Below are 24,978 nucleotides of genomic sequence, written 5' to 3'. Positions count from 1 at the left end.
GAAGGGCCCTGGGGAGGAAGTGTGCGGGTCAGCCGCGCTGTCGGGCCGCCTTGCGGCGGGTGCTCGCGAACAGGACCGAGGCGCCCAGCGCCAGGACGGCCGCGCCGCCGACGGCCATCGGTGCGGTCGAGCTGTCGCCGCCGGTCTCCGCGAGGTGGCTGCCGGCCGCCTGCTGGGCACCGGCCTGCTTCGGGTCCACCTCCTTGGCCGCGCCGCCGTCGGGGTGCGCCGCGTTCCCCGTGGAGGTGTCCGATGCCTTGCCGGTGTCCCCGGCAGCCTGGGCGTCGCCGTGTGCGCCGTGACTGCCGTGGTGCGTGTGGTCGATGGTCGACTTGCTCGCCTCGGCGGCGATCTGCTGGTCGCCCGGCGCCGCGGCGGCCGGGGCCGAGGCCGCCGCGCCGCCGCTCGTACCGCCCTTGCCGAAGACGACGTCGGAGCAGGTGTAGAACGCCTCGGGGCTGTCCGAGCGCTGCCAGATGCTGTAGATCAGGTGGCGGCCGGTCTTGGCGGGCACCTTGCCGCCGAAGACGTAGTCGCCGCTGGTCAGCGGGGGGTTGGTGACCTTGGCGAACGGTTTCGCCTCCAGGTCCGACCACTTGAGCGGCTTGGCGGGGTCGTAGCCGTCCTTGGTGATGTACAGCTCGAAGGAGCCGCGGTGCGGGGCGGTCGCCTTGTACCGGAAGGTGTGGTTGCCGGCCTTGAGGTTCGTGGCCGGCCAGTCGGCCCGCGGCAGGTCCAGGCCCTTGTACTCGGGGGCGTTGGCGCTGCACAGTTTGCCGTCCGGGATGCGCTTCTTGGACCGGCCGCCCGCGTTGCCGTCCCGTACGCCGTTCCAGTCGTACAGGGCCTGGGTGCCGCCGGCCGCGACCATCGCCTTGCAGGCCGCGGACTTCGGGTGCTCGGGGCCCTCGGCGAAGCAGGCGGAGATCCGGCTGACCGGGTCGGTCATCGAGCCGTGGGCGACGGCCGGGGTCGCGGTGAGCGCGGTGAGCGCCAGCGGGGCGATGCCGGTCAGCGCGATCCCGGCTGCCGTGCGGCGAGCGGTCATCGTGGGGGTCTCCTTCGTCGGATCGGGGGAGCGGCACCGCACGAACGCTCGGTCCGGGCGGTGCGATCAGCACGCTAACCCCGCTGAGCAGCGCATTTCGGTCCGGAAGCCGGTTCGCGGTGATCTTTATGGCCGGCTTAAGAAAGAGCTGAGGAGGGATTAAGGCCAGGGGCGTCCGGGGCCGGGGTGAGGGGGCGCGAGGGTGGCAGCGGGGGCGGGGCGGTGCGGGGGAGGGGCAGGCGGAGGGGGCGACACGGCGGCGGACGCCACGAGTTGACAAGGTTAGGTATGCCTAACCTAATCTTGCGCGGGTGAACGAGGCCGCAACCCCGAACGACGCCTGTGCGGGCCTGATCCTCCTGGCCCGCAACCCCACCGACTCCGTCACGGAAGGTTTCCTGCCGGCCGCGGCCCGCCTCGGCCTCGCCGTGACGCTGCTGACCGACCAGCCGGACGCCCACCGCGCGGCGTACGAGCGGTACACGCGCGAACGGTGCGGGGACGGGCCGTCGGCGGGAGCGCTGCCCGGCAGGCTGGAGATCGTACCGTGCGACGTGCAGGACTTCCGCGCCGTGATCGCGCGAACCTCCGCGCAGACGGGGCGGGTTGGGGCTCCTGCCGCGGTTTTCACCAACAGTGACCACCTCCAGGCCCAGGCAGCCCTGGCCGCCGAGTACTCCGGACTGCCCGGTAAGGACTGGCGGGCCGCGCTCCGTACGAAGAACAAGGCCGAACTGCGGCGCGGCCTGGCCGCCGCCGGGCTGGACACCGTCAACTCCGCCGAACTGGCGCCGGGCGACGCCCCGGCCGGGCACGGCGTCCCGTACCCCTGTGTGCTCAAGCCGCGCGAAGGGGTGGCCGGCGAGGACGTCTTCCTGGTGGCGGACGACGCGGAACTGGCCGCGCGGTGCGGCGAGATCCGGGCACGGCGGCCCGGCGCCGCGCTGGTCCTGGAGGAGTACCTGGACGGCCCGCTGCACACTCTGGAGACCCTCGGCGACGGTCACGTACTGCACCCGATGGCCTCGTTCCGCACGGACACCTCGCCGCCGCACTTCATCGAGGAGCGGCTGACCCTGCTCCCCGAACCGCCCGGCCCCTGCACCCGCCAGGTGCTGGAGCAATTGCACGCGCTGGGTGTCGGATTCGGCGCCTGCCACACCGAGTACGTGGACCAGGGCGGCCGGGCCCGGATCATCGAGGTCAACTACCGGGCCATCGGCGACCGGTGCGACCTCGCCCTCGCCGAAGCCCTGGACCTCCCGCTCTTCGAGCTGATCCTCCGTACGCACCTGGGGGAGCCGCTGCCGGACGCCCTGGCCGTGCGGCGCGGCACAAGGGTGCGCATGGAGTACGTGTGCGCCGACCGGGACGGAACGCTGAAGGCCGCGCCGGAGGCGCACGTACAGGAGGCGGACGGCGTCCGCCTCGACTACCGGCCCTTACGTGAGACGGGCGAGCGGCACCCGCTGTACCGCACCAACCGGGACTTCCTCGGGGTGCTGCGGGCGACCGGCCGCGACGAAGGGCGTATCGACGCGGCCGTACGGGAGTTCCTGGCCGCACACTGTTGGGAGATCGTGCCGTGACGGCGGTGGCGGGAGACGGCGTACCGGACACACTGCGGGGGGCGACGGGAGGAGTGGCCCCGGAGGGTGGGGCCGCGCCGGGCGGAGCGGAAGAGGACCTGATGCGGCGCGTGCTGAGCGCGCTGCTGCGCGAGGACGCGTACGGGCTGCGCCGCCGCGCGGGGACGGTGCGCCGCCCGGACGGCGACTGGCTGCGGCTGGGCCTCCCGGACGGGCCGGTCCTGGTCCCGGTCGAGGCCGACGGCTTCCAGTGCGAGACCGCCGCCAGCAGGGGAGAGCTGGCGCGCGCCGACGGCACGCGGGTGACCGGGGTGGACGGCATCATGGGCGTGCTGCGCACCGCCGTGGCGCCCGAGGACCGGCCGGGCTTCGACGCCTTCACCGGCGAGTGCCACCAGGCGCTGGCCACCGCCCGGATGCAGGCCGCCGAGCGCGCGGCGGTGATCGCCCGCCTCGGCCCGCACGCGGGCGGCGGCGCGTACGGCGGGAACAACGGCGCGACGGCCGGCGGAGCCCGCGGCGCGGCGGCCGGCGCGTACGACGGCGACCGCGCCTGGTGCGGCCCCGGCGGCGCACTCGACTACGACACGCTCGCCGCGTACCGCGACCACCCCGTCTACCCCACCGGCCGGGCCCGCCTCGGCCTGGACGAGACCCAGATCCGCGCCTACGCGCCGGAGTTCGCCCCCGGCTTCGCGCTGCGCTGGCTGGCCCTCCCGCGCGAGGCCGTCAACGGCGACCCGGCGGCGCTGCCCGCCTGGTGGCCCGCCCCCGGTGACCTGGGCCTGCCCCGGCTGGACGGCAGCCATCTCGCCCTGCCCGTCCACCCGCTCACCGCCGAAGGCCCGCTGGCCGAAGCGCTGCGCGCCCGCGGCCTCGAAGACGGCGCGCGGCTCGCCGACCGCGCCTGGCTGCGGGTACGGCCCACCCTGTCGATGCGGACCGTCGCCGTCACCGACGACCCGTACACCCACCTCAAACTCCCGCTCGCCACCGCCACCCTGGGCCGCCTCAACCGGCGCGGCATGAAACCCGGCACGCTCGTGGACGGCGCGGTGGGCCAGCGGCTGCTGGAGACCGTCGTCGACCGGCACCCGCGCTTCGCCGAGACCGTGCTGCTCGCCGACGAGACCACCCATCTGGACGCCGGACACGACCTGCTGGCCACCCTGGTGCGCCGCTTCCCCAAGGGCAGTGGCGGCACGGCGGCGGTGTGCGGCAGCGCCGACGGGCTGAAGGGGGCGCGGAGCCTGCGCGGCCTGCGCGGGTCCAGCGGGCTGCGCGGCGCCCGGGTGGTGCCGCTGGCCGCGCTCGCCGCCCGGATGCCGGACGGCTCACTGGTCGCCGACGACCTCGCCCGCCGCTTCTACGGCGGCGACCTGCTCGCCCTCCTCGACGCCTACCTGACACTCCTCCTGGACTGGCACACCACCCTCTTCGCGTACGGCATCGCGCTGGAGTCGCACCAGCAGAACACCTCCCTCGTCCTGGACGAGGTGGCCGGACGCCCGCGTCTGCGGCTGCTGCTCAAGGACAACGACGGGCCGCGGGTGAACACCGTACGGCTGGCCGCCGTCCTGGGCGGGGACGCCGCCGACCTGTGCGGATTCGACGACCGGCGCATCCTGGTGGGCGGTGACGCCCCGGTGGCCGACGTCTTCGCCACCATCACCGTCCACCTGTGCGCCGGGGCCCTCGCCTTCGAACTGGCCCGGCTCGGCCGCGCGCCGCTGCCGGTCCTGCTCGGGCAGCTCAGAGCGCGGCTCACGGAGGCCGTCGACCGGCTGGAGGCCGCACCCGGAGCTGCCGCCGCCGTGCTGCGCCACCGCGTCCTGGACGCCGACCGGCTGCCGGTCAAGGCCATGGTCACGGCCGGCAGCCTGCTGTCGAAACGCCGGTCGGGGGCGTCGGACATCAACAAGTTCTACGTCACCGGGCCGAACTACCTGGCGCCGGGCCGGTGACCGCTTCCCCGGTTCCGTGCCGCCCCGCGTGACGCCCGTCCGGGCCCGCTGACGCGTTCCGGGCCCGAGGACCCCGGGCTTCCGGGCCCGAAGGCCCCGGAGCCCCCCACGGCCCGGCCCAGCCCCCCCCAGGCATCCGCTCCCCACCCCCCCTGTTGGAGTCCCCGCAATGCCCCTCGCCCCCTACCGCACCACCGGCACGGACGGCCGCACGGTCCCGCTCACGGCCGACGAGCCCGTGGCCCACACCCTCCTGAACTGCCTGCTGCGCGAGGTCTGCGGCCCGGAACGGCAGACCGCCGTGGCCGGTACGCACCTGCTGCTCCGGCTGCCGCGCTGCGGCGAACTCCTGCGGGTCGGCCTGCGCCGCATCTCGCTCACCGGGGCGCACCGCTTCACCGGCCCGGCCGGGCGGTGGTGCGACGGCGGCTGGCACGAACTGGGCTGGGAGGAACTGGCCGCGTGCGCGCAGCGGGAGCTGGAGCTGCGGACGGGCGTACGGAACGAGGAGTTCCGGGCGCAGGTCGCGGCGAGCCACGCGGGTGTCACCGCCGCCCTGGAACACGCCACCGCCCCCGGCCGGGCGGGCAGCCGGGACACCGGTCCGCACGCCCGTTACGTGCGCTCCGAACAGTCGCTGCTGTTCGGCCACCGCTTCCACCCGACGCCCAAGTCCCGCACCGGCAGCGCCGCCGACTGGGCCCGCTACGCGCCCGAGGCCGGGGCCCGCTTCCCGCTGCGCCACCTCGCCGTACGCGCCGACCGGATCCGCGAGGAGGCCGCCACCCCCGCAGCCCTGACCGCGCTGGACCGGCAGGGCGAGGTGCCCGACGGCTACCGGCTGCTGCCCGCCCACCCCTGGCAGTACGCCATGCTCCGGGCGCACCCCGCCCTGCGGGACGCCGTACGGCGCGGCGACGTGCTCGACCTGGGGGAGCGCGGCGACGCCTTCGCGCCCACCGCGTCCGTCCGCACGCTCTACGACGGCCGGAACTTCCTCAAGTTCAGCCTCAACACCCGCATCACCAACTGCGTACGCAAGAACGCCGACTACGAACTGCGCGGCGCCGTCGCCCTCACCCGCCACCTGGAACCCGTCGCCACCGCCCTCACCGCCCGCTTCCCCGGCTGCGACCTGCTGCGGGAGCCCGGCTACCGCACCGTCGACATGGGCGACCGGGAGCTGGCCGAAGGGCTCGGCGTCATCGTCAGGGAAGGACTGGGCGCGCGGCTGCGGCCCGGCGTCACCCCGCTGCTGGCCGCCGCCGTCGCCGACGAACACCCGTCGAGCGACGCCCAGTTCGGCGAGCTGCTGCGCGGTGCCGACCCGGTGGCGGCGCTGGGCTGGTGGGACGCGTACCTCTCGCTGCTCGTCCCGCCCGTGCTGGCCGCCTACTTCGACCACGGAGTGGTCCTCGAACCGCACCTCCAGAACGTCGTCCTCGGTGTCGACGCCCTCGGCATGCCCGTCCAGGCACTCCTCCGCGACCTGGAGGGCACCAAGCTGCTGCCCGGCCCGCACACCGCGTTCCTCGGCAGTCTGCCGCAGGACGTGGCCCGTCCCCTCGTCTACGCGCCGCAGCGCGGCTGGGACCGGGTCGTCTACTGCCTGCTGGTCAACCACCTCGCCGAGCTGGCCGCCGCCGTCGCCGACCGGCACCCGGGGCTGGAGGGCGAACTGTGGCGCGCCGTACGCGGAGTGCTGCGCGAACGGAGCGCCGCACACGGCGAACCGGCCGAACTGCGTGCCCTGCTGGCCGGCGCGCCCCTGCCTGCCAAGGCCAACCTGCTGACCCGGTGGGGACGCGCGGCGGACCGGGAGGCGGGGTACGTGCACATCACCTCGCCCGTCGGCCCCGGCACGGCGAACGGTACGGTGTCCGACGGCCTGGCAGCGCCCCGCACGCGCGCCGCATCCCGGGCCGCATCCCGCGCCGCCTTTCCCCGCCCCCGGAGCACCTCATGATCACCGAGCTGGCCGCGCGCCAGGTGGACCTCCTCACGGCCGGACACCCGGGCCCCGGCAGCGCACTCGACGGACCGCTGCCCGCCTACGTCTACGACCTGGCCGACCTGGACGCCCACGCGGCCTCCGTACGGGCCGCGCTGCCGCCCGCCGTCGAGCTGTACTACGCGGCCAAGGCCAACCCGGACCCGCGTCTGCTGCGGACCCTGGCCCCGTACACCGACGGCTGCGAGGTCTCCTCGGCGGGCGAGGCCGCCCATGTGCGCGCGGCCGTGCCCGCGCTGCCGCTGGCCTTCGGCGGGCCGGGCAAGACGGAAGCGGAACTGCGCGCCGCCCTCGACCTGGGCGTCGAACGCTTCCACCTGGAGAGCGAGCACGAACTGCGGATGCTCTCCGCCCTCGCCGGGGAGACCGGCCGGACCGCCGACGTGCTCCTCCGCGTCAACCTGCCGCTCGGCGCGGGCGTGACGGCAGGCGCCGCGCTCGCGATGGGCGGCCGGGCCACCCCCTTCGGCCTCGACCCGGCGCGCGCGGAACACTGCCTGCCGCTGCTCTGCGACGGGCCGCTACGGCTGCGCGGCATCCACGCCCACCTGGCCAGCGGCCTGGAAGCGCCCGCCCAGCTCGCCCTCGCCGCCCGCATCACCGAATGGGCCCGGCACTTCGCCGCCCGGCACGGCCACTCCCTCTGCGAGGTCGGCCTCGGCGGCGGCATGGCCGTCGACTACACGCGCCCGGACACCCGCTTCGACTGGACGGAGTACGGCACCGGGCTCGCCGAGCTGGCCGACCGCTACCCCGAGTTCACCCTGCGCATCGAGCCGGGCCGGGCACTGACCGCCTACTGCGGCTGGTACGTGACCGAAGTCCTGGACGTCAAGCACAGCCACGGCGAAGCCTTCGCCGTACTGCGCGGAGGAACCCACCACCTGCGCACCCCGGTGGCCAAAGGACACGACCACCCCTTCGTCGTCCTGCCCGTCGACGAGTGGACCCGCCCCTGGCCGCGCCCGGGCGCACACGGGCAGGAGGTCACCCTCGCCGGGCAGTTGTGCACCCCCAAGGACGTCCTGGCGCGCCGGGTTCCCGTCGCCCACCTGCGGGCCGGAGACCGGGTCGCCTTCGCACTGGCCGGCGCGTACGCCTGGAACATCTCGCACCACGACTTCCTCATGCACCCGCCGCCGGCCTTCCACTACACGGGCGAAGGGGCATCGGCGGGCGCACCCGTGGGGCGCGCGCGGCGCAGTGCGCGGACGCAGTGCCACTCGGCGGCGAACGGGCGGTAGCCCAGCGCGGCGTTGACGGCGAGCATCGGGGCGTTCTCGGCGTCGTTGGACGTGAACGCCTCCGTGCAGCAGGCGTCCCGGGCCCGGCGCAGGGAGTCGGTCTTGGCCAGCCTGGCCAGCCCCCGGGCCCGGTAGGCGCGGCGGGTGCCGGTCATCTCCGAGCCGTAGCGGCCCTGCCCGTCCGTGACGGCCAGGCTGAACGCCGCGACCTCGCCGTCGACCGTCACCACCGTCGTCAGGTCCAGGTCGGTGTCCGGGTGCTCCCAGGTGTGGACGATCCAGTCCTCGTACGTCATCGCGTCGACGGTCAGGTCGTCCGGCTCGTCCGCCGTGACCTCGGCGTCCGCCGCGAACAGCGGGCGGGGATCGGCGCCGAAGTCGGCGGCGGTACGCAGCTCCGTACCGGGCGGAAGGCTCGCGGGCAGCGGTGGCAGGGCGGCGTGGGCGAGGTCGAGGCGGAGGTAGCGGGCCACGCGCAGGCGGCGGTAGCCGCGGCGTTCGGCGAAAGCCAGCGAGCGGGGGTCGTCCTGCGGGTAGGCGTGCAGATGGGTGGCACCGAGACCGGCCAGGTGCTCCTCCGCCGCGTCGAGCAGGGCGCGGCCCGTGCCCAGCCCGCGGTAGCCGGGATCCACCAGCGGCGCGACGACGCCCTGCCCGGCCGTACTGCTGTCGTGCCGGACACTCGCCTTCACCACGCCGACGACCCGGCCGCCGGCCTCCGCGACGAGCACCTTCAACCGCCGGGCGGCAGGCGCCTCGGCGACCTCCCAGGCGACGGACTGCGGCGTCGAGATCCCGTAGGGCAGCACCCGGCGCCGCACCTCGCTGACGTCCCGGGCATCGGAGCGGTGGAAGGGCCGCACGGTGATAGTCATCAGCGGGACGGTACGCCCACCGCCCGGACGCCGCCTCCGAATATCTCCGGGCGGGACGCCACCGCACGGCCGTTCCGGAACAGCTCCCGCGGGCCGGGGACCGGTGCGCGTCCGGCACGACATGTGCGGCCCTGCGGACACGGCGGGCACCGCTGGCGCACAATGGGGGCGACCCACCCCTGCGACTCTCGCAACCCCCGTACCAGGAGCGCCACCGTGGCCGTCCAGCAAGCGCCGCCCCTGCGGCTGACCATCGACCCGGACGCGGCGGACGCGCCGTTCGAGCAGGTCCGGGCCCAGATCGCCGGTCAGGCGCGGGCCGGCGGACTGCCGGTCGGCCGCAAACTGCCCACCGTACGCGGTCTCGCCGAACAGCTCGGACTGGCCGCCAACACCGTCGCCAAGGCGTACCGGGCCCTGGAGACGGACGGCGTGATCGAGACGCGGGGACGCAACGGCACCTTCATCGCGGCGGCCGGCGAGGCCGCCGACAAGGAAGCGGCGGCGGCCGCCGCCTCCTACGCCCGGCGCGCCCGCCGCCTCGGCCTGGACCACGCCGCCGCCCGCACCGCTGTCACGGACGCCCTGCGCGCGACCTACGGAGACGACGCATGACCGCCCTCGCCCGCGTCCAGTGCACCGCCCTGGACTGCCCCGACCCGATGCGGCTCGCCCGCTTCTACGCCGAGCTGCTCGGCGGCGAGATCAACCGCCCGACTTCCCTCTGGACCACGGACGACGACTGGGTCACCCTGCACGCCGAAGGCGGCACGGTCCTCGCCTTCCAGCGCGCCCCCGGCCACCGCCCGCCCCACTGGCCGGACCCGGAGCACCCCCAGCAGTCCCACCTGGACCTCGGCGTGGACGACATGGAAACCGCGCACCGGCAGGTGCTCGACGCGGGCGGCACCCTGCTCGACGCCACCCACGACGGCGGACCGCACGGCTTCCGGGTCTACGCCGACCCGGCCGGACACCCCTTCTGTCTCGTACGGGAACGGCCCGGGGACCAGCAGGCGTACGAGAAGGGCACCGTGTGACCGGCATGTAGGCCCTCGCCCGCCACCCCGGCCCGTGCCCCGCGCGACGCTCAGCGCAGCCAGGCGGGGTGGCCCTTGGGCCGCGGCAGGCCGGGGTACGGGGCCGGGTAGGCGACGCGCGTGACGATATGGCAGTGGTTGCACCACCACAGGCAGCCGTCCGCGTCCACGTCGTCCCCTTCGCACGCCATACAGGTGTCGCCCGCGATGCCGGCCGCCACTCCGCGATGGTTGCCGTTGGCCATCCGCCGCTCGTACGCCGTCCGTTCCGACCCGTAGCAGCGCAGGCACAGCGCCTCGTCGAGGCCCGGCAGCTTCACCGTCTCCTGGCCGCACCGGCACAGCAGTACGCCGACATGGCGCGGGTCCAAGCCGACCGGTCCGCCGCGCGGCCTTCCTTGACTCATGCCGGAACCTTTCCTGTACCGGCGCATCCACCGCACCGCGTCTTCACCGGGTTGCCGCCCCGCGTCTCCCATCGTCCTCCCCGCCGCGGGGCGCCGCTGGGCTTTGGGCAGATCAGTCGACCGGCCGGCGCCCCCGTCGCGACAGACGCCCCGCCGCCCCAGGCACCCCGCCGCTACAGGTACAGCCCCGCGTCCGGGCCCGAGTCCTGCGCCGGGACCGCGGCGGGACCGGTGCCGCGGCGCAGCGCGTACAGCTCCGCCAGGGTCGCCCCGTCCCGGCCGATGCCGTCCTCCTTGCCGAGCCAGCGCACCGCTTCGGCGCGGTTCAGCGGGCCCACCTCGATACGGGCCAGGCAGCGGCCGGGCCGTACCACCGCGGGGTGCATCCGCTCCAGGTCCTCGTTGGTCGTCACCCCGACCAGGACGTTGCGGCCCTGGCCCAGCAGCCCGTCCGTCAGGTTCAGCAGCCGGGACAGCGCCTGCCCCGCCGTGTGCTTGGCCTCGCCGCGGATCAGTTCGTCGCAGTCCTCCAGCAGGAGCAGCCGCCAGCGTCCCTTGCCCGCCGCGTCGTCCTCGCCGATGGCGATGTCCATCAGGTAGCCGATGTCGTTGAAGAGGCGTTCCGGGTCCAGGACGCAGTCGACCTGGCACCAGTCGCGCCAGGAGCGGGCCAGGGTGCGCAGCGCGGAGGTCTTGCCCGTACCGGGCGGCCCGTGCAGCAACAGCAGCCGCCCGGAGATCTCTTCGGGGGCCACCTTCATCAGCCGGTCCAGGGCCTCGGCCACCGGCGTGGAGTAGTTGGGGCGGATCTCGTCCCACGTGCCGGCGGAGATCTGCCGGGTCGTGCGGTGCGGGCCGCGCCGGGGGGAGAGGTACCAGAAGCCCATCGAGACGTTCTCCGGCTGCGGCTCCGGCTCGTCCTCCGCGCCGTCGGCGGACTGGCTCAGCACCTTCTGGGCCAGCTCGTCGGTGGTGGCCGTGACGGTCACGTCGGCACCGCGGTTCCACCGCGACACCAGCAGGGTGAAGCCGTCGCCCTCGGCGAGGGTCGCGCTGCGGTCCTCGTCGCGGGCCGAGCGCAGCACCTTGGCGCCGGGCGGCAGCAGCGTCAGACCGGATTTGACCCGGTCCACCGAGCGGCTGCGCGCGTACGGCTGCTCGCCGCTGGCGAACCGCCCCAGGAACAGGGCGTCGACGACATCGGACGGCGAATCGCTGTCGTCCATGTTCAGACGGATCGGGAGGGACTCCTCGGCGGGGGACGGCTGGACGCGGTCGGCACACATGACCACCATGATCCGGCAACAGCGCCCGACGCGTACACGGAATTTCCCCTGTCAACGGCTCTTTCTTCGAGAAGTCCGGCCGCAGGCGGACCGGCCCTGCGCACTTCACGGGAAACCGGCCGTCCGGCCCGCGAAGCTGGCTAGGCTGGCCCGTTGTGGGACGTCATGGGGAACGTCACGGTGGGGGCCGGCACGGCGGTACGGGAGCGGCGCGGCCGCCGCACCCGTCGGGCGCGCCGGACGGCGGGCGGGGCCGCAGATTCCGCAACCGGTCCCGGGCCACCGCCCTGCTCGCGATGGGCGTGGCGGTGCTGGCCATGGCGCTGGCGATGTGCGGGTTCCCGCCGGAGGACGGCCGCGGCGGACGGGCCGCCGGCTCGCCCGCCGCACAGGTGGGCTGGGGCTTCACCCACACCGAGTACAGCGCGGACCGCGGCGAGGAGCAGGCCACCGCGAGCGCCGACCGGCTGCTGTCCGCCGACCCGATGCCGCAGAACCAGCACGTCATGGGCTGGGGCGCGCAGAACCCCGAACCGAGCCCGGGGAAGTACGACTTCACGGAGCTGGACAGCCGCGTCGACCTGATCCGCCGGACCGGCGGCACACCCGTACTGACGCTGTGCTGCGCCCCGGACTGGATGAAGGGCGGCAGGGCGGGCGAGACGGACTGGAGCGAGCTGGAGAAGGCGCCGAGCCCGGAGCACTACGCGGACTTCGCCGCACTGGCCGGCACGATCGCCCGCCGCTACCCGGACATCCGGCACTTCATCGTCTGGAACGAGCTGAAGGGCTTCTTCGACGAGGCACGCAACCGCTGGGACCACGAGGGCTACACCCGCCTGTACAACATGGTCTACCGGGAGCTGAAGAAGGCCGACAGGAACAACCTGGTGGGCGGCCCGTACGCGGTCATGGACAGCTACGCGCCCGGCGACGACACCTACGCCTCCGACGTCAAGGGCCCATGGGGCAGCCTGGACCGGCGCACCGTCGACGCCGTCGAGTACTGGAACGAGCACAAGGCGGGCGCGGACTTCGTCGTCGTGGACGGCTCCAGCTACACCAAGGACGACCGGTACGTGCCCGACGCGTTCACCGCCACCCGCAAGTTCGCCGACGTCGGGCGCTGGCTGCGGAAGACGACCGGCCTGCCGCTGTGGTGGGCGGAGTGGTACGTCGAGGTCGCCGACCGCAACGACGACCGGCGCGGCTGGAGCGAGCCGCGCCGCACCGCCACCCAGGCGAGCGCGCTGATCTCCATGGCCGAGGGCGGCGCCACCAGCGGCTTCTACTGGAACCCGCAGAACGAGGGCGCCGACTGCCCCGGCTGCCTGTGGCGCAGCACCGAACTCCAAGACGGCGGCGGCCGACTGCCCATGATGGACCTGCTGTCCCGCTTCTCCCGCGCGTTCCCGCCCGGTACGTCCTACGAGCGGGTCGACGTGGCCGCGGCCGGCCGGGCGGACGTCCGCGTCCTGGCCGACGACGAGGACGCCCTGGTCGTCAACGTCCGTGACCGTCCTGTCCGGACGACGGTGGACGGACAGCGCGTCACCCTGGACGCGTACGGGATCCAGTGGCTGAAGCGCTCCTGAGGCCCGCCGCCCGGCCGTGAGCCACCGGGCGCCCGGCACCGCGCACGGCCCGGCCGGACGCCCGGCGGCTCACGACATCGTCACGAACCGCTGGACGAGAGCGACCAGGAACACCAGCATCAGCGGCAGGGTGAACCAGAAGGAACTCTGCATCCACCGCAGCTTGCGGACGCTCGACGGCAGCGCCACCCGCACCACCTCACGGGCCCCGAGCAGCAGGATCAGCGCACCGGCCGCCAGCGCGCCGACGACCGACCACGACGTCCACGTGATGCGCGGTCCGACCGGGCCGGGAGCCGGCTCGTCCACCGGCCCCGGCGGCTGCTGCTTGAGTTCGTACAGCGCCGCGTGCTCGTTGCCCAGCACACGGCGCAGCTCCGGGCGCTGGTCCAGGGCGGTACGCAGCCGCTGCTCCCAGGTGGCGGCGTACCCCGAGCCCAGGCGCAGCGACTCCGCCTGGGCTCGGTTGACCACGAAGTAGGAGCGCGGCCCGGCGTCGCGCAGCGCGTCGACGACCGAGTCGGTCAGCACCGGGTCACGCGGGGCGAGGACGGGCACGTACTGCACCCGTTCCATGTCCTCGGCGCCCCACGGCAGCGCCGGGGTGACGTCGTCGACCGGGTCGTTGGACGGCCAGAGCAGCCGTGCGGTGGGCCGGTCGTGCGCGTAGACGTAGTCCATCGCGGCGACCTCGCCCGGCCGGACGCGCTCGAACGGTTCGTTGCCCCAGCGCGCCACCAGGAAGCCGGTCATCAGCACCACGCCGGTCAGCAGGGCGGCGAGCGGGCCCAGGCCGCGGCGGGGGCCGGCGGCGCGCGGGAACAGCGCGAGCGCGCCGAGGACGCAGGCGCCGGGCAGCGCGAACATGAACACCCGCAGTGCCATCTCACCGCCGTAGGACTGCATCCCGAAGGCGAGGAACGGCACGAAGGTCAGCACCAGCAGCGACCGTTCGGAGAACCCGGCGGCGCGCCGCCGCAGCACGCCCCAGCAGGCCAGCGCCAGCACCCCGCCGGCCAGCGCCACCCGGCTGTACAGCACCAGCCTGTGGGTGCTGTCGCCGGTGCCGATCCGGCCGGTGACGGACGAGGAGACATTTCCGCCGATGCCGCCCACGCCGCCGAACAGCTCGTCGAAGTGCCCGGACCAGTACGGCTCGGCGAGGAAGCCGACCCAGACCACGACCACCACACCGAACAGCAGCGGCAGCCCGTACAGGGACGTCCGGCGCACCAGCACCAGGAAGGTCAGCACACCCAGCATCACGAACGGCGTGAGCTGGTGGCCCGCCACGGACGCCGTGAACAGCAGGGCCAGTACGGCCAGCAGTGCCACCCGCTGCCCCCGGCCGGCCGGCGCGACCTCCGCCTCGCCGGGCCAGCGCTTGCCGCGCAGCACCCGCGGATCGCGGAACCACACCAGCAGGACCGCCGCGAAGACCAGATAGAGCAGGTACGTGAAGCCCTGCGGGGAGAAGTAGTCCTGGCCGACCCAGCCGCACAGCGCGAACAGCCACGCCGCGCTCCACTTCGCGCGCCAGCCCGCCCGTACGGACTTCAGCAGCAGGAAAACCGGCGCCAGGTACAGCAGTTGGATGGTCAGCGGCCACCAGCGCAGCACCTCGGTGAAGTCCGTGACGCCGCACGCCTCGGCGAGGAACTGCACCGCCGCGAAGAAACCGGGCCAGCTCCAGCGCGCGTCCAGGTCCGGCACGGCGGTGCCGGTCCGGTCGATGTGGTCCAGGAAGCCCAGATGCTGCCAGGCCGTCGGGAAGCGCGGCTCGGTCTCCAGGACGGCGGGCAGCGCGTGCAGGGCCACCACGGTCAGGATCAGTACGGCCGCCAGCAGGGCACGCCGCGGCCGGGACAGCCACAGGGCGGAGGCGAAGGCCAGTACGAGCAGGACGGCGCCCAGCAGGGTCGCCGCGGGCAGCACGCTGATCAGGCCGAGTCCGCCCATCCGGTCCAGGTCGGCGTCGCCCATGCCGCGCAGCGGCAGCCAGAACAGGGCGAGGGCGGCGAGCAGCAGCGCCCAGATGCCGAGGTCGGGGCGGTCGCCCAGCCGGGCCGTGAGCCGGGTGCCGAGCGGGCCGGGCGCCGTGAGCCGGGCCTTGAGGGAAGCGGAGGTGGGGTGCGGGGTGGCGGACGGGGCGGGGGCGTCCGGAGCCGGGCCGGAGCGGTCCGGCGGCGGCTCGTCCGCCTTCGGCGCCCTCGGTGCCGCGGCCGGTTCCGCCCGGTACATCTTCGTGGGCGCTGCGGGCGCCACGGGCCCGGCGGGCGCCGGCCGCTCCGTACCCCCGTCGCCGTCGTCCTGCGCCCAGGACGGCGCCGGCGGCCGGACGTCGGGCCTGCGTTCCATGTGCTCGAAGTCCACGTGCAGCCCCAGCGGCACCGTGTCCACGTCCCGCAGGGTCCGCTGCGCCCAACTGGGCCGGTGCGGCACCGCGCCGTCCGCCGGCTCCCGCGTGCGGTCCGGCACCAGCGGTACGGCGGCGTCCGGGCCGGGCGCCCGCGCGTCCCCCAGGTCCCCGTTGACCGCCAGGTCGGCCAGGTCACCGTCCGGCGCCAGACCCTCGGCCGGTGCCCGCGTCAGCGGCGCTGAGGGGTGCCCCTTGAGGATGCGGTACAGCTTGACGGACGCGATCGAGACGATCACCGTCAGGCTGGAGATCTCCGCGACGCCCGCGCCGGTCAGGCCCATCCGCGGCAGCAGCAGCACCGTCAGGCCGAGGACCAGGACGCACAGCAGGCCCTGCATGTACGCCAGTCCGGACGTACGGCTCTGGGCGCGCAGCACCGCGAAGTAGACCTCCATCACGACGCGCAGCGCGGCGCCCACCGCGAACCAGCGCAGCAGCGGGGTGGCGGCGTCCGCGTACCCCTGGCCGAAGACGGCGAGGATGTACGGCGCGCACACGAAGAGGAAGAGACAGACCGGAATCATGATCCGGGCCATCCGGCGCAGCGCGGCCCGGGTGTTCTCGGCCAGCCGGGCCGGGTCGTGCGAACCCTCCACGGTCAGTGAGGCGCCCATGTTGATGGCGAGCAGGTTGACCGTGCCGCCGATGGTGGTGGTGATGTAGAAGTACGCGTTGTCGGCGGAGCTGACCTGGGAGGCGACCAGCACCGGCACCAGGTAGACGACGGCCAGCGAGAAGAGCGAGCCCGTGTAGTCGCCGGCCAGGAAGCGGCCCATCTCGCGCAAGGACGGCGGCCGGGCGGTGCGTTCGGTGGCCTTGACGTGCCGGGGCACCAGCCGCCGGAACACCAGCCAGCCCAGCGGCAGTACGGACATACCGATGGCGGCGACCCACGAGACGAAGACGCCCGCCGTCGGGATCGCCGCGGCGAACGCGATCAGCAGCGCCAGCTTGACCGTCGAGAAGACCAGGTTGCCGACCGGCACCCACAGCGCGCTGCGCAGCCCGGTCAGCACGCCGTCCTGGAGGGTCAGCACCGACCAGGCGATCACCGCGACGACGAAGCCGAGCCCGTGGACGGGCCCGTGCAGGAAGCGGTACGAGGGCCCCCACAGGTTCAGGGTGAGGAGGAAGACGGTGGCGGCGAGCGCGACGACCACCGAACTGCCCAGGTACGTACGGAGGACCAGCCGTCCGGTGGCCCGGCCCGCGATCGGGATGTAGCGGGCCAGCGCGCCGGTCAGCGTCAGCGAGGTCAGCCCCGCCAGCAGCTTCATCGCGGCGATGGCGGCCGAGCCCTGGCCGACCGCGGACTCCGTGTAGTACCGGGCCGCGACCAGCCAGAACCCCAGACCGAGCAGCCCGGAGATGCCGGTGTTCAGCATCAGCGCGTAGGCGTTGCGGAACAACTGGCTGCCCCCGCCGCCCTTCCCGCCGGGAACCAGGCCGCCGAACAGGCGTCGCCGCCCGCCCCCGGCCGGTTCCCGTTCCGTGCGCCGCTCGGTCCGGGTGGTCGTGTCAGACACGGCTTCCGTGCACCTTCCCCACTGCCTTGGCCGCCTGACGGGCCCTGCGGACCACGGCGTAACCCTTGGTGAGCGCCCGCTCCCGGGCGAAGTACCGGCCGACGGACCGGCCCTCCACCAGCCGCGCGAACTCCTCGGTGGCGGTGTCGCGCCGTACCGTCAGCCGGGTCAGCGCGTACGGGCCCTGGCAGCGGCCCGCCAGGGCGTTGTTCACCGCCAGCGACTGCCGGAAGCCCGCACCGCGCACCGCCCGCCGCACCCGCCGGCTGGAGTGGCCGTAGGGATAGGCGAACGACACCGGGGGAGCGCCCAGTTCGTCGGCGACGAGGTGCTTGCAGCGGGTGACCTCGAACCACAGGCGGTCGTCGGACACCTGGTCGAGCTGCGGATGGGTGTGGCTGTGGCCGCCGATCTCCAGGCCCGCGGCGGCCAGTTCGCGCGTCTGGTCCCAGTCCAGCATGGTGTCCAGGGCGCCCCCGGTGTCGTACGGGCCGCGCAGCCAGCCGGTCGAGACGAACAGGGTGGCCGCGAACCCGTGTCCGGACAGCACGGGCAGGGCGTGCCGGTGCACGCCCTCGTAGCCGTCGTCGAAGGTGATCAGCACCGGCCGCTCGGGCAGCGGCCGGCCGCCCCGCCACGCCGTCCCCAGTTGTGCCGTGGTCAGCGGGGTGAAGCCGCGGTCGTCCAGTACGGCCATCTGCTCGGCGAACGCCCGCGGTGTCACGGACAGGTCCAGCGCGGCGGGCGAGGGCGCGTGCGCGATCGCGTGGTACATCAGGATCGGCACCGTGCACGGTGTGGTCATGCCACCGCCCCCTCGTTCCCCGGGGCGGCGGACCCGCCGCCCGCCCGGGAGGTCGCGGGAGCCGTCGCCCCGGGCGGTTCGTGCGGGCCCGCGGGTTCCCGGGCCGTACCTCCCGTCCCGTCCGGCACGGGCACCACCACGAAGCCGCTGTCACCCACCGTCCGCCGGTCGCGCCGCGCCCGCAGGCTGCCGAGCGCGTAGCCGAACGCGGTGGCGGACGCCCCCGCGACGATCGCGCCCGCCCGGCCGGCACCGCCGGGCCGCCGCAGCAGCGCGTCGCGCACGCCGCGCGCGACGCCCGCCGGGAGCACCCGGGTCGCGTAGCGCCGCTCCGTCGACAGCCCTTCCCGCGCGCCCACGCTGCGCGTCACCAGCGCCTTGGACAGGCCCTCCGCGTACGTACGGGAACGGAAGTACGCGAAGCGCTCCCGGTCCGCCGGCACCCGGTGGTGGATCACCGACCGGTCGTCGACCAGCAACACCGCGTCCGGCACGGCGCGGGCGAGCCGGATGCACAGCTCGGTCTCCTCGCAGCCCAGCGGCCGCTTCCCGGCGTCCCGGCCGATGCCGGTGGCGAACCCGCCGGCGATCTCGAACGCCTCCCGCCGGAAGGAGGCGTTGCCGCCCAGGACGTTGCGGACGCGGACGGTGTGCGAGCCCCCGGTGCCGGTACCGGCGGGGAACAGGCCCCGGTACGCGCAGCCCACCACCCAGTCGAACTCCTCGGGGAACCAGTCCGGCCGGCGCCCGGAGGCCCACACCGGTTCGGTCCGGCCGCCGACGGCCAGCACCCGCGGATCGGCGTAGTCCTCGGCGAAGTGCAGCAGCCAGTCGCGTTCGGCCACCGCGTCGTCGTCCAGGAAGGCGATCACCTCGCCGGTGGACTCCGCGACGCCGGTGTTGCGCCCGGCGGACAGGCCGCGCGGTCCGGCGTTGGCCAGTACGCGTACCGGGCAGCTCGGCCCGGGTGACGTGAAACGTTCCCTCAGCCGGTCCAGCAGGACCGGATTGTGGTCGACCACGAGCAGCAGCTCATGGGCCGGATGGGACTGGTCGTGCACCGAGGCCACCGCGGCGAGGATGTCGTCCCAGCGGTCCTCGGTGTATCCGCAGACGACCACGGAGACGCGGACGCTCAAGACGCCTCTCCCGTGATCACGGCCGGGCGGGCGGGGCGCTTGTGGCGGGTGCTGCGCTCGCGCAGTATCACCTTCAGGACCCGGAAGCCGTCCCGTACGGCCCGCAGGTTGCTCACGCCGTGGATGCGGTTGTACTCGTGGCTGGGAATCTCCTGCACCTTCAGACCGGCCTTGACCACGCGGATGTTCATCAGCGTCTCGACCTCGAACCCGTTGCAGTCCAGGGCGATGCGGTCCAGGCAGTGCCGCCAGAAGGCGTTGTAGCCGTAGCACAGGTCGGTGTAGCGGGCGCCGAACTTGGCGTTGACCACGGTGGTCAGCACCCGGTTGCCGAGCTTGCGCACCGGCGTCATGTCGTCGGTGCCGCCGCCGTTGGCGAACCGCGAGCCCTTGGCGAAGTCCGCGCCCCCCACCAGCGCGGAGACATAGCTGACGATCTCGGCGCCGTCCGCCGAGCCGTCCGCGTCGACCATCACGATGATGTCGCCGGTGCAGGCGGCGAACCCGCTGATCAGGGCATCCCCCTTGCCCTTGCCACGCTGTTCGACGACCTTGACGTCCGGCCGCAGTTCCCGGGCGACCGCGACCGTGTCGTCGGTGGAATTCCCGTCCACCAGGACGACTTCGTGTATCCACTCCGGAAGTGTCTTGAAGACGTACGGGAGATTCTCCGCCTCGTTCATCGCGGGTATCACGACACTGACCGGCGGAGCTATGGCCAGGTGCGAGGAAACGGGGCGGTATTGCCCCTCCGCGCGCACCGGCGTCAACGGCTTCGGATCCGTTTCCGCGGAGTGGAGAAATGAACTCATGAGTCTTTTTCCCTCTCGTCCGGTGGACCGCCCACCCCCGGGCGGCCCGGATGGGTATCCGGTTCGAAAGGGGGGTTCACACCCCGTTCAGGACGGCAAAGGTCTTTCGCCGGGTGAACAGGGTGAGCTGGCATGTGTGTTTCCGGCCGCGCGGCACGTGTCCCGATGATCGGCGGTGGTTCTCGACATGTGAAGATCGGACACGGCACCCCCCTACCGCGCCCCGCCCCGGGCCCTGTCGCGGCCGCTTGAGCCCTCCCCTGGAGCCGCCTTGCATGACGTGCCGGTGCGGGTGGTGTACGACGGTATTGATGACTGGGACTCTATGGCAATACCTCGACCTCGTATCCCGTTCTGGGTCATTGGCGTATATGGAGCGGTCCATTGATCAGCCGCGCGACCGGATTCGGCCCATCCGTTTGAGGAGGCGATCGGCCGGCCCGAACAATTCCGGCCGGGACACGACCGTGTTGCGCAAGGCCCGCACCGGGACCCGGTGTGCGCGATGGCAGAGCGCGACCGGATGACGGTGCCGTGACACCCATCCCTCGGAAACCGTGAGTTCGCGCGTCTTGAGACAGTCCTTGTACTGTTTTTCACCGCGTCCCAGATCGATGTAGGAGATCCCTTCGGCGGCGGCCCCCTCGGCCATGTGCAGATGCAGCACCAGGCCGGGTGAGAACTTCGCGTACGCCGGGTCGTACGCGGGGAACCAGCAGGACAGCACCCGCTCGGAGCGGATGCCGAAGTGCGCGGCGACCGGCGTGTCGCCCGCGTAGAGCACCGACAGCAGGCCGGCGAAGGATCCGGTACGGGTGTGGAAGAGCTGGTCGACGAGCTGGACGATCCAGGGGTGGGCGAAGCGGTCGCTCCGCCCCGTCCTGCGGTACTGGGCCGACTTCCAGTCGAGCAGCCGGCGCAGCACCGCCGGATCCCGTTCATCGTGCACGTACCGCAGCGGACCGACGTCCCGGCCCAGCTTGCGGCCCTTGGTCCGGGTCCGGCGGGTGAACTTCGGGGAGTTCTCCAGCAGCCACGCCAGGTACGCCTCGTACCCCTGGTCCAGGTCGATGACGGGGGAGGGGAAGCTGTGCACCGGCGCCGTCTCGAACGGCTTCTGGCCCTCCACCAGGTGGTCGAACTCCAGCACCGACAGCCCGCACGCCTGCAGCAGTTCGCGGCAGTCCCACTGGAAGCCGGGCCGGTGCACCAGGCCCTGGGCGTCGGAGACCCCCAGCCCGATCGCTCGCCCGACGCCCAGCGCCGAGCGCTGGAAGGGCAGGAAGGCGGCCGGTTCGCCGTCCTCCCGGATCACCGCGATGCGCACCCCGCGCCGGCAGCGGCCCACGGCGAGGGCGAACTCGGGTGCGAGGAAAGGATTCGCCAACTGGGGTGTGCCCAGCAGATGGGCCTGCGACTGCACCGTGCTCCACGCCGCCCGGTCGGCGCCGTTGAGTTCACCCGGGCGGTACACGCTGATGTCCACGTCAGTTCGTCCGACTTCCCCGTCCACGGGCGCCGCTACGCCGGCGCCGCACGCTGACCCCTAGGAACACGATGCCGCTGAGCACGGCGACGGCCACCACTCCGCCCCGCGCCGACCAGATGTGCAGCGCGAGCATGGCCTGGGCGACCAGCAGGTCCACCGCGACGGCCGCGGCCCCCGCGACGACGGCCCTGCTGAGCGGGTCGAGCCGGCCCAGCGCGGTGGCGGCGGCCGCGGCGGGCGCCAGCACCAGGAAGAAGAGGGTGCAGGGCGCGCGCAGCGGCGAGGCGATGTCGGCGAGCGCCAGGAAGGCGCCCACGCCTCCCACGGCCACGGCCGCTCCGGCCAGTACGGGGGCCGAGTCCGCGCGCAGCCGACCGCCGCCCCGGCCGTCCGCGTCCGGCGCCGGGCCTTCCGGACCGTCGCCTCCCGGACCGCCGTACGCGGGCCCGTCACCGGCGGCTCTGCCGCCGTCCGGTGTGTTGCCGTTGATGGTCTTGATGTGCATGGGCAGCTTTGCCCCCCAGAACCGCCTGATGCCGGGCTTCAATGTCGCGCAGGGGGCGCGGGGGCGTCAAGACACGAAGAAGGTGTGAACGGGCCATGTCCGAAGCGTGATTGGGCGCCGTCCGCCACGTGGCGCGGAAGGGGCGCCGGGCACCGGAGGCGGGCCCGGCCCGACGGCCGCGGCGGTGGGTTCCGGCGCACCGGCCGGTGCGCCTGTCGGTATGTGGGTATGTCATATACGCGTCATTGCGATGCCGTGACACGTCCATCGAGATCACCCGTGATCGTGAGAATTCGTGTCAACGCTTCCCGTACCGGATGGGTCCTGCTACATCAGGGATGGCAGAGATCCTGCTCAGGGAGGTTCCATGAGACTGTCCCGACGCGCGGCGACGGCGTCCGCGTTCCTCGTCACCACGGCGCTCGCGCTCTCCGGCGCGAGTGCTGCCGTGTCCGCCCCCCGGCCGAAGGCCACCGACTACGTGGCCCTCGGCGACTCCTACTCCTCGGGTGTGGGGGCGGGCGGCTACGACAGCGGCAGCGGCTCCTGCAAGCGCAGCACCAAGGCGTACCCGGCCCTGTGGGCCGCCGCCCACAAACCCGCGTCCTACCACTTCACGGCCTGTTCCGGCGCCCGTACGGGCGATGTGCTGGCCAATCAGCTCGCCCCGCTCAACTCCGGCACGGACCTGGTGAGCATCACCATCGGCGGCAACGACGCGGGCTTCGCCGACACCATGACCACCTGCGCCCTCCAGGGCGAGACCGCCTGCCTGAACCGCGTCGCCACGGCACGTGCCTACGTCAAACAGACCCTCCCCGCCAAGCTGGACCAGGTGTACGACGCCATCGACAACAAGGCGCCCGCCGCCCGGGTCGTCGTCCTCGGCTACCCCCGCTTCTACAAGCTCGGCGGCTGCTCCGTCGGCCTCTCGGAGAAGTCCCGCGCGGCGATCAACGCCGCCGCCGACGACATCAACGCCGTCACCGCCAAGCGCGCCGCCGACCACGGCTTCACCTTCGCGGACGTCAACAAGACCTTCGCCGGGCACGAGATCTGCTCCTCGGCCCCCTGGCTGCACAGTGTGACCCTCCCCGTGGAGAACTCCTACCACCCCACCGCCAATGGCCAGTCCAAGGGCTACCTGCCCGTCTTCGGCTCCGCCGCCTGACCCGTCCCCACCCCCCCCTCAGGAGAAGTCCCGCCCGCCGGGTGGGGCTTCTTCCACGTCCGGGGGCGCGGGGGCCGCCGTCGTCAGGTCCGCGGGCCGCCGTCGCCACCCGTGCCGGTCGCTCCGCCGAACGGCCCGCCGTCCGCGGTCCCGCCCGTGGCCGAGCCGGCGGAGGTCGTGGGAGCCGACGTGGTCGGCGCGGTGGTGGTGGGGTGCCCGGTCGTCGGCGGCCGGCCGGTCGTACGGGGAGGGGTGGTGGGGTAGGTGTGGCCGGGCGAGGTGGTGCCGGGGTACGTACGGCCGGGAGACGTGGCGGCCGGGGGAGTGGTGGCGGACGACGTGCCGCCGGAAGCCGACTGCCCCGGGGAGGCCCCGCCGCCCGTTCCGCCGCCTCCGCCGTCGTCGCCGGTGCTCTCTCCGGAGCCGCCGCCCGTCGTGCTGCCCGGCGTACGGTCCGGTGTACCGCTGTCGTCCAGCAGCGCGTACGCCACTCCGCCCGCCGTCAGCAGGGCGAGCAACGCCCCCGCCAGCAGCAGCCGGACCGAGCGCCGCCGGCGCCGCTCGGCCTCCTGGTCGACCGCGGTCGTCGTCGTGGTGTCCCCGCCCGGCGTTACGGCAGGTGGGCCCGGCGCGGGCGTCGGCGTCGCGGGCCCGTACCCGTACCCGGCGGCCGCGTGGCCGGCGGTGACCGTCGGCGGCTGACCGGGCGGCACCACGACCGTGGGCGTGGCACCGCCGGCCGCCACCGCCTCCAGCATTCCCTGTGCCTCGGACGCGTCCAGGCGCTCCCGCGGCTCCTTGCGCAGCAGCCCTTCCAGTACGGGCGCCAGCGGGCCCGCACGGCGGGGCGGCGCCAACTCCTCGTCGATCACCGCGCGCAGGGTCGACAGCGGGGTGTCCTGGCGGAACGGCGAACGCCCCTCCACCGCCGCGTACAGCGTCACGCCCAGCGACCACAGGTCCGACTCCGGACCCGCCTGCCGGCCCAGCGCCCGCTCCGGCGCCAGGAACTCCGGTGACCCCACCAGCTCGCCGGTCAGCGTCAGCGCGGCGGAGCCCGCCACCCGCGCGATGCCGAAGTCGGTCAGCACCACCCGGCCGTCGTTGGACAGCAGGACGTTGCCCGGCTTCACGTCCCGGTGCAGCACGCCCGCCGTGTGCGCGACCCGCAGCGCGGCCAGTACCTGCGCCCCGATGCCCGCGGCCCGGGCGGGCGCCATCGGGCCCTCCGCGCCCAGGGACTCGGCCAGCGACAGCCCGCGCACCAGCTCCATGACGATCCACGGCCGCCCGCCCTCGGACACCACGTCGAAGACGGTCACCACGTTGCGGTGCGAGATACGGGCCGCGGCCCGGCCCTCCCGCTCCAGCCGCGTGTACAGCAACTCCTCCTCGCGGCCCGTCAGGTCGCGCGGCGCCCGTACCTCCTTGACGGCGACCTCGCGGGCCAGCACCTCGTCCCGGGCCCGCCACACCACACCCATGCCGCCCCGGCCCACTTGGTCGACCAGCCGGTAGCGCCCCGCCAGCAGCCGTCCGCCGTCCCCGCCGCCCAGCGGGCCGCCGGTTCCCGCACTGCCAGGACCCTCGCTCATGGACGAGCCCCCCTCGCGAAAGAGCGATGCGGTGGAAACGTACCTCAACCCGGCGTTGTTGCCGCCCCCTTGAGCAGCAATCCGCAGCCGGGCCGCAGCGTCAGCCGGACGGCGAACAGACCAGCCGCACCGCCGCCCGTCCCGCCCCCGGCGAACTGCGCACCCGGGTACTGGCGGCCGTCCTGGCCACACCACAGGAGACCGTCACAGAACCGGAGCCTGCCCCTCCGGCTTCCGTGCGTAGGGCGCGTGCTCCGGGCCGGCACCGGCCCGGAGCACACCCGCCTGCGCCTGCCCGCCCGGTGCGGCCCCGCGTCGCCACGGCGGTCACCGCGCCGCGCCTCGTCGTCAGCAGGCCGTAGTGAAGCCGCGACACGATCGCCTTCGCCGTCCGCCGGATCCAGACCTCGCGAGGGGCGCTGGGGGCCCGCGAGCCGGACGCCGCGGTCGTGGCGGAC

The 24,978-nt window shown here is 73.9% G+C and carries 19 protein-coding genes; 8 read left to right on the top strand and 11 right to left on the bottom strand.

Annotated features, from left to right (window positions below):
* Window positions 1-28: 28 nt before the first annotated feature.
* Entirely contained in the window at window positions 29-1,048 is a 1,020-nt protein-coding gene (locus AB0A97_RS26080) for a lytic polysaccharide monooxygenase (RefSeq protein ID WP_361154369.1), read from the bottom strand.
* Between the two features lie 311 nt (window positions 1,049-1,359).
* Between AB0A97_RS26080 and AB0A97_RS26075 the strand changes: the two genes are divergently transcribed.
* The 4 genes from AB0A97_RS26075 to AB0A97_RS26060 all read left to right on the top strand — a co-directional run bounded on the left by AB0A97_RS26075 (window position 1,360) and on the right by AB0A97_RS26060 (window position 7,856).
* Window positions 1,360-2,637, top strand: coding sequence for a siderophore biosynthesis protein (locus tag AB0A97_RS26075; protein WP_361154366.1), 1,278 nt, complete (start codon window positions 1,360-1,362; stop codon window positions 2,635-2,637).
* Window positions 2,638-2,738: 101 nt separating this feature from the next.
* Window positions 2,739-4,601 (top strand): IucA/IucC family protein, encoded by a 1,863-nt coding sequence (locus AB0A97_RS26070; RefSeq protein ID WP_361154363.1) that lies wholly within the window; start codon window positions 2,739-2,741, stop codon window positions 4,599-4,601.
* A gap of 169 nt (window positions 4,602-4,770) precedes the next feature.
* Entirely contained in the window at window positions 4,771-6,567 is a 1,797-nt protein-coding gene (locus AB0A97_RS26065) for an IucA/IucC family protein (RefSeq protein WP_361154360.1), read from the top strand.
* The gene (locus AB0A97_RS26060) at window positions 6,564-7,856 is read left to right on the top strand and encodes a type III PLP-dependent enzyme (RefSeq protein ID WP_361154357.1); all 1,293 of its coding nucleotides are present in this window, start codon (window positions 6,564-6,566) and stop codon (window positions 7,854-7,856) included. Before AB0A97_RS26065 ends, AB0A97_RS26060 begins: the two co-directional genes overlap by 4 nt.
* Here AB0A97_RS26060 and AB0A97_RS26055 read toward each other — a convergent pair.
* Complete coding sequence (locus tag AB0A97_RS26055) at window positions 7,763-8,731, bottom strand: GNAT family N-acetyltransferase (RefSeq protein WP_361154354.1); 969 nt, start codon at window positions 8,729-8,731, stop codon at window positions 7,763-7,765. The two genes, AB0A97_RS26060 and AB0A97_RS26055, sit on opposite strands and share 94 nt — an antisense overlap.
* A 216-nt stretch (window positions 8,732-8,947) precedes the next feature.
* On the opposite strand from AB0A97_RS26055, the gene AB0A97_RS26050 reads away from it, so the two are divergent.
* Both AB0A97_RS26050 and AB0A97_RS26045 read left to right on the top strand, forming a co-directional pair.
* Window positions 8,948-9,346, top strand: coding sequence for a GntR family transcriptional regulator (locus tag AB0A97_RS26050; protein ID WP_361154351.1), 399 nt, complete (start codon window positions 8,948-8,950; stop codon window positions 9,344-9,346).
* Window positions 9,343-9,771 (top strand): VOC family protein, encoded by a 429-nt coding sequence (locus tag AB0A97_RS26045; RefSeq protein ID WP_361154348.1) that lies wholly within the window; start codon window positions 9,343-9,345, stop codon window positions 9,769-9,771. The genes AB0A97_RS26050 and AB0A97_RS26045 overlap by 4 nt, the downstream gene beginning before the upstream one ends.
* A gap of 50 nt (window positions 9,772-9,821) precedes the next feature.
* On the opposite strand, the gene AB0A97_RS26040 is transcribed toward AB0A97_RS26045, so the two are convergent.
* Window positions 9,822-10,178, bottom strand: a complete 357-nt coding sequence (locus AB0A97_RS26040; RefSeq protein WP_361154346.1) for a hypothetical protein — start codon at window positions 10,176-10,178, stop codon at window positions 9,822-9,824.
* 173 nt (window positions 10,179-10,351) lie between these two features.
* Entirely contained in the window at window positions 10,352-11,464 is a 1,113-nt protein-coding gene (locus AB0A97_RS26035) for a DUF5925 domain-containing protein (protein WP_361154343.1), read from the bottom strand.
* A 155-nt stretch (window positions 11,465-11,619) separates the two neighbouring features.
* Between AB0A97_RS26035 and AB0A97_RS26030 the strand changes: the two genes are divergently transcribed.
* On the top strand, window positions 11,620-13,059 hold the full coding sequence (locus tag AB0A97_RS26030) for a xylan 1,4-beta-xylosidase (protein ID WP_361154341.1): 1,440 nt from the start codon (window positions 11,620-11,622) through the stop codon (window positions 13,057-13,059).
* A gap of 69 nt (window positions 13,060-13,128) precedes the next feature.
* Here the strand turns inward: AB0A97_RS26030 and AB0A97_RS26025 are convergent, their stop codons facing one another.
* The 6 genes from AB0A97_RS26025 to AB0A97_RS26000 form a co-directional block, all read right to left on the bottom strand.
* Complete coding sequence (locus tag AB0A97_RS26025; RefSeq protein WP_361154600.1) at window positions 13,129-16,863, bottom strand: lipopolysaccharide biosynthesis protein; 3,735 nt, start codon at window positions 16,861-16,863, stop codon at window positions 13,129-13,131.
* A 133-nt stretch (window positions 16,864-16,996) separates the two neighbouring features.
* A complete protein-coding gene (locus tag AB0A97_RS26020) occupies window positions 16,997-17,809 on the bottom strand; it encodes a polysaccharide deacetylase family protein (RefSeq protein WP_361154338.1) in 813 nt (270 codons plus the stop codon).
* A complete protein-coding gene (locus AB0A97_RS26015) occupies window positions 17,806-18,948 on the bottom strand; it encodes a glycosyltransferase family 2 protein (protein ID WP_361154333.1) in 1,143 nt (380 codons plus the stop codon). Before AB0A97_RS26015 ends, AB0A97_RS26020 begins: the two co-directional genes overlap by 4 nt.
* Window positions 18,945-19,760, bottom strand: coding sequence for a glycosyltransferase family 2 protein (locus AB0A97_RS26010; protein ID WP_361154330.1), 816 nt, complete (start codon window positions 19,758-19,760; stop codon window positions 18,945-18,947). The genes AB0A97_RS26015 and AB0A97_RS26010 overlap by 4 nt, the downstream gene beginning before the upstream one ends.
* Window positions 19,761-20,148: 388 nt before the next feature.
* Window positions 20,149-21,246: a GNAT family N-acetyltransferase gene (locus AB0A97_RS26005; RefSeq protein ID WP_361154328.1), complete on the bottom strand. Its 1,098-nt coding sequence runs from the start codon at window positions 21,244-21,246 to the stop codon at window positions 20,149-20,151.
* Between the two features lies 1 nt (window position 21,247).
* Window positions 21,248-21,754, bottom strand: coding sequence for a hypothetical protein (locus AB0A97_RS26000; protein WP_361154325.1), 507 nt, complete (start codon window positions 21,752-21,754; stop codon window positions 21,248-21,250).
* Window positions 21,755-22,121: 367 nt separating this feature from the next.
* Between AB0A97_RS26000 and AB0A97_RS25995 the strand changes: the two genes are divergently transcribed.
* On the top strand, window positions 22,122-22,925 hold the full coding sequence (locus tag AB0A97_RS25995) for an SGNH/GDSL hydrolase family protein (protein ID WP_361154322.1): 804 nt from the start codon (window positions 22,122-22,124) through the stop codon (window positions 22,923-22,925).
* A gap of 83 nt (window positions 22,926-23,008) precedes the next feature.
* On the opposite strand, the gene AB0A97_RS25990 is transcribed toward AB0A97_RS25995, so the two are convergent.
* Entirely contained in the window at window positions 23,009-24,520 is a 1,512-nt protein-coding gene (locus AB0A97_RS25990) for a serine/threonine-protein kinase (RefSeq protein ID WP_361154320.1), read from the bottom strand.
* Window positions 24,521-24,978 lie beyond the last annotated feature (458 nt).

The sequence above is a fragment of the Streptomyces sp. NPDC045470 genome, from assembly GCF_040646595.1.
In the GTDB taxonomy this organism is placed as follows: domain Bacteria; phylum Actinomycetota; class Actinomycetes; order Streptomycetales; family Streptomycetaceae; genus Streptomyces.
The sequence above is the reverse complement of the archived record's forward strand: the minus strand, read 5'-3'. Positions and strand labels throughout refer to the sequence as shown.